The organism is Pseudomonas sp. ANT_H4 (assembly GCF_008369295.1).
GTDB lineage: Bacteria > Pseudomonadota > Gammaproteobacteria > Pseudomonadales > Pseudomonadaceae > Aquipseudomonas.
The window spans coordinates 1-5144 of record NZ_VOBG01000054.1 but is presented as its reverse complement, the minus strand read 5'-3'; the positions used below and the strand labels follow the sequence as shown (position 1 = coordinate 5144).

At 51.3% G+C, this 5144-nt stretch carries 2 tRNA genes and 2 rRNA genes; all 4 read left to right on the top strand.

From position 1 onward, the window contains the following. Nucleotides 1-191: 191 nt before the first annotated feature. The 4 genes from FQ182_RS29315 to FQ182_RS29300 all read left to right on the top strand — a co-directional run bounded on the left by FQ182_RS29315 (nt 192) and on the right by FQ182_RS29300 (nt 5121). A 16S ribosomal RNA gene (locus FQ182_RS29315) occupies nt 192-1728 on the top strand. 83 nt (nt 1729-1811) lie between these two features. Continuing rightward, nucleotides 1812-1888, top strand: a tRNA-Ile gene (locus tag FQ182_RS29310). A 30-nt stretch (nt 1889-1918) separates the two neighbouring features. Further along, nucleotides 1919-1994 (top strand) — tRNA-Ala (locus FQ182_RS29305). Between the two features lie 235 nt (nt 1995-2229). After that, nucleotides 2230-5121, top strand: a 23S ribosomal RNA gene (locus FQ182_RS29300). Together the 16S and 23S rRNA genes with 2 tRNA genes alongside form the textbook arrangement of a ribosomal RNA operon. Nucleotides 5122-5144 lie beyond the last annotated feature (23 nt).

The following is a 5144-nucleotide window of genomic DNA, read 5'->3' as shown; positions in this document are numbered from 1 at the left end:
CTCGGTTGAGACGAAAGATCTTAACCAACCGCTCTTTAACAACTGAATCAAGCAATTCGTGTGGGTGCTTGTGGAGTCAGACTGATAGTCAACAAGATTATCAGCATCACAAGTTACTCCGCGAGAAATCAAAGATGTAACCAACGATTGCTGAGCCAAGTTTAGGGTTTCTTAAAAACCCAAAGATGTTTGAACTGAAGAGTTTGATCATGGCTCAGATTGAACGCTGGCGGCAGGCCTAACACATGCAAGTCGAGCGGTAGAGAGGTGCTTGCACCTCTTGAGAGCGGCGGACGGGTGAGTAATGCCTAGGAATCTGCCTGGTAGTGGGGGATAACGTTCGGAAACGGACGCTAATACCGCATACGTCCTACGGGAGAAAGCAGGGGACCTTCGGGCCTTGCGCTATCAGATGAGCCTAGGTCGGATTAGCTAGTTGGTGGGGTAATGGCTCACCAAGGCGACGATCCGTAACTGGTCTGAGAGGATGATCAGTCACACTGGAACTGAGACACGGTCCAGACTCCTACGGGAGGCAGCAGTGGGGAATATTGGACAATGGGCGAAAGCCTGATCCAGCCATGCCGCGTGTGTGAAGAAGGTCTTCGGATTGTAAAGCACTTTAAGTTGGGAGGAAGGGCAGTTACCTAATACGTGATTGTCTTGACGTTACCGACAGAATAAGCACCGGCTAACTCTGTGCCAGCAGCCGCGGTAATACAGAGGGTGCAAGCGTTAATCGGAATTACTGGGCGTAAAGCGCGCGTAGGTGGTTTGTTAAGTTGGATGTGAAATCCCCGGGCTCAACCTGGGAACTGCATTCAAAACTGACAGGCTAGAGTATGGTAGAGGGTGGTGGAATTTCCTGTGTAGCGGTGAAATGCGTAGATATAGGAAGGAACACCAGTGGCGAAGGCGACCACCTGGACTAATACTGACACTGAGGTGCGAAAGCGTGGGGAGCAAACAGGATTAGATACCCTGGTAGTCCACGCCGTAAACGATGTCAACTAGCCGTTGGGAGCCTTGAGCTCTTAGTGGCGCAGCTAACGCATTAAGTTGACCGCCTGGGGAGTACGGCCGCAAGGTTAAAACTCAAATGAATTGACGGGGGCCCGCACAAGCGGTGGAGCATGTGGTTTAATTCGAAGCAACGCGAAGAACCTTACCAGGCCTTGACATCCAATGAACTTTCTAGAGATAGATTGGTGCCTTCGGGAACATTGAGACAGGTGCTGCATGGCTGTCGTCAGCTCGTGTCGTGAGATGTTGGGTTAAGTCCCGTAACGAGCGCAACCCTTGTCCTTAGTTACCAGCACGTAATGGTGGGCACTCTAAGGAGACTGCCGGTGACAAACCGGAGGAAGGTGGGGATGACGTCAAGTCATCATGGCCCTTACGGCCTGGGCTACACACGTGCTACAATGGTCGGTACAGAGGGTTGCCAAGCCGCGAGGTGGAGCTAATCCCAGAAAACCGATCGTAGTCCGGATCGCAGTCTGCAACTCGACTGCGTGAAGTCGGAATCGCTAGTAATCGCGAATCAGAATGTCGCGGTGAATACGTTCCCGGGCCTTGTACACACCGCCCGTCACACCATGGGAGTGGGTTGCACCAGAAGTAGCTAGTCTAACCTTCGGGAGGACGGTTACCACGGTGTGATTCATGACTGGGGTGAAGTCGTAACAAGGTAGCCGTAGGGGAACCTGCGGCTGGATCACCTCCTTAATCGACGACATCAGCTGCTCCATAAGTTCCCACACGAATTGCTTGATTCATTGAAGAAGACGATTTAGAAGCAGCCCGAAATTGGGTCTGTAGCTCAGTTGGTTAGAGCGCACCCCTGATAAGGGTGAGGTCGGCAGTTCGAATCTGCCCAGACCCACCAATTTTGTGTGGGAAACGCCTGTAGAAATACGGGGCCATAGCTCAGCTGGGAGAGCGCCTGCCTTGCACGCAGGAGGTCAACGGTTCGATCCCGTTTGGCTCCACCACTACTGCTTCTGTCTTGTAAAGCTTAGAAATGAGCATTCCATTGTGATGATGGTGAATGTTGATTTCTAGTCTTTGATTAGATCGTTCTTTAAAAATTTGGGTATGTAATAGAAAGTTAGACTGGGCAACACTTTCACTGGTGTTGTTACAGGCTAAGGTAAAATTTGTGAGTTAAATTGCGAATTTTCGGCGAATGTCGTCTTCACAGTATAACCAGATTGCTTGGGGTTATATGGTCAAGTGAAGAAGCGCATACGGTGGATGCCTTGGCAGTCAGAGGCGATGAAAGACGTGGTAGCCTGCGAAAAGCTTCGGGGAGTCGGCAAACAGACTTTGATCCGGAGATGTCTGAATGGGGGAACCCAGCCATCATAAGATGGTTACCTTACACTGAATACATAGGTGTATGGAGCGAACCAGGGGAACTGAAACATCTAAGTACCCTGAGGAAAAGAAATCAACCGAGATTCCCTTAGTAGTGGCGAGCGAACGGGGACTAGCCCTTAAGTGGCTTTGAGATTAGCGGAACGCTCTGGAAAGTGCGGCCATAGTGGGTGATAGCCCTGTACGCGAAAATCTCTTAGTCATGAAATCGAGTAGGACGGAGCACGAGAAACTTTGTCTGAATATGGGGGGACCATCCTCCAAGGCTAAATACTACTGACTGACCGATAGTGAACTAGTACCGTGAGGGAAAGGCGAAAAGAACCCCGGAGAGGGGAGTGAAATAGATCCTGAAACCGTATGCGTACAAGCAGTGGGAGCCCACTTTGTTGGGTGACTGCGTACCTTTTGTATAATGGGTCAGCGACTTATTTTCAGTGGCGAGCTTAACCGAATAGGGGAGGCGTAGCGAAAGCGAGTCTTAATAGGGCGTCTAGTCGCTGGGAATAGACCCGAAACCGGGCGATCTATCCATGGGCAGGTTGAAGGTTGGGTAACACTAACTGGAGGACCGAACCGACTACCGTTGAAAAGTTAGCGGATGACCTGTGGATCGGAGTGAAAGGCTAATCAAGCTCGGAGATAGCTGGTTCTCCTCGAAAGCTATTTAGGTAGCGCCTCATGTATCACTGTAGGGGGTAGAGCACTGTTTCGGCTAGGGGATCATCCCGATTTACCAAACCGATGCAAACTCCGAATACCTACAAGTGCCGAGCATGGGAGACACACGGCGGGTGCTAACGTCCGTCGTGAAAAGGGAAACAACCCAGACCGTCAGCTAAGGTCCCAAAGTTATGGTTAAGTGGGAAACGATGTGGGAAGGCTTAGACAGCTAGGAGGTTGGCTTAGAAGCAGCCACCCTTTAAAGAAAGCGTAATAGCTCACTAGTCGAGTCGGCCTGCGCGGAAGATGTAACGGGGCTCAAACCATACACCGAAGCTACGGGTATCACTTAGGTGATGCGGTAGAGGAGCGTTCTGTAAGCCTGTGAAGGTGAGTTGAGAAGCTTGCTGGAGGTATCAGAAGTGCGAATGCTGACATGAGTAACGATAATGGGTGTGAAAAACACCCACGCCGAAAGACCAAGGTTTCCTGCGCAACGTTAATCGACGCAGGGTTAGTCGGTCCCTAAGGCGAGGCTGAAAAGCGTAGTCGATGGAAAACAGGTTAATATTCCTGTACTTCTGGTTATTGCGATGGAGGGACGGAGAAGGCTAGGCCAGCTTGGCGTTGGTAGTCCAAGTTTAAGGTGGTAGGCTGGAATCTTAGGTAAATCCGGGATTCTAAGGCCGAGAGCTGATGACGAGTTGTCTTTTAGACGACGAAGTGGTTGATGCCATGCTTCCAAGAAAAGCTTCTAAGCTTCAGGTAACCAGGAACCGTACCCCAAACCGACACAGGTGGTTGGGTAGAGAATACCAAGGCGCTTGAGAGAACTCGGGTGAAGGAACTAGGCAAAATGGCACCGTAACTTCGGGAGAAGGTGCGCCGGTGAGGGTGAAGCATTTACTGCGTAAGCCCATGCCGGTCGAAGATACCAGGCCGCTGCGACTGTTTATTAAAAACACAGCACTCTGCAAACACGAAAGTGGACGTATAGGGTGTGACGCCTGCCCGGTGCCGGAAGGTTAATTGATGGGGTTAGCTAACGCGAAGCTCTTGATCGAAGCCCCGGTAAACGGCGGCCGTAACTATAACGGTCCTAAGGTAGCGAAATTCCTTGTCGGGTAAGTTCCGACCTGCACGAATGGCGTAACGATGGCGGCGCTGTCTCCACCCGAGACTCAGTGAAATTGAAATCGCTGTGAAGATGCAGTGTATCCGCGGCTAGACGGAAAGACCCCGTGAACCTTTACTATAGCTTTGCACTGGACTTTGAATTTGCTTGTGTAGGATAGGTGGGAGGCTTTGAAGCGTGGACGCCAGTTCGCGTGGAGCCAACCTTGAAATACCACCCTGGCAACTTTGAGGTTCTAACTCAGGTCCGTTATCCGGATCGAGGACAGTGTATGGTGGGTAGTTTGACTGGGGCGGTCTCCTCCTAAAGAGTAACGGAGGAGTACGAAGGTGCGCTCAGACCGGTCGGAAATCGGTCGTAGAGTATAAAGGCAAAAGCGCGCTTGACTGCGAGACAGACACGTCGAGCAGGTACGAAAGTAGGTCTTAGTGATCCGGTGGTTCTGTATGGAAGGGCCATCGCTCAACGGATAAAAGGTACTCCGGGGATAACAGGCTGATACCGCCCAAGAGTTCATATCGACGGCGGTGTTTGGCACCTCGATGTCGGCTCATCACATCCTGGGGCTGAAGCCGGTCCCAAGGGTATGGCTGTTCGCCATTTAAAGTGGTACGCGAGCTGGGTTTAGAACGTCGTGAGACAGTTCGGTCCCTATCTGCCGTGGACGTTTGAGATTTGAGAGGGGCTGCTCCTAGTACGAGAGGACCGGAGTGGACGAACCTCTGGTGTTCCGGTTGTCACGCCAGTGGCATTGCCGGGTAGCTATGTTCGGAATAGATAACCGCTGAAAGCATCTAAGCGGGAAACTAGCCTCAAGATGAGATCTCACTGGAACCTTGAGTTCCCTGAAGGGCCGTCGAAGACTACGACGTTGATAGGTTGGGTGTGTAAGCGCTGTGAGGCGTTGAGCTAACCAATACTAATTGCCCGTGAGGCTTGACCATATAACACCCAAGCAATTTGTGAA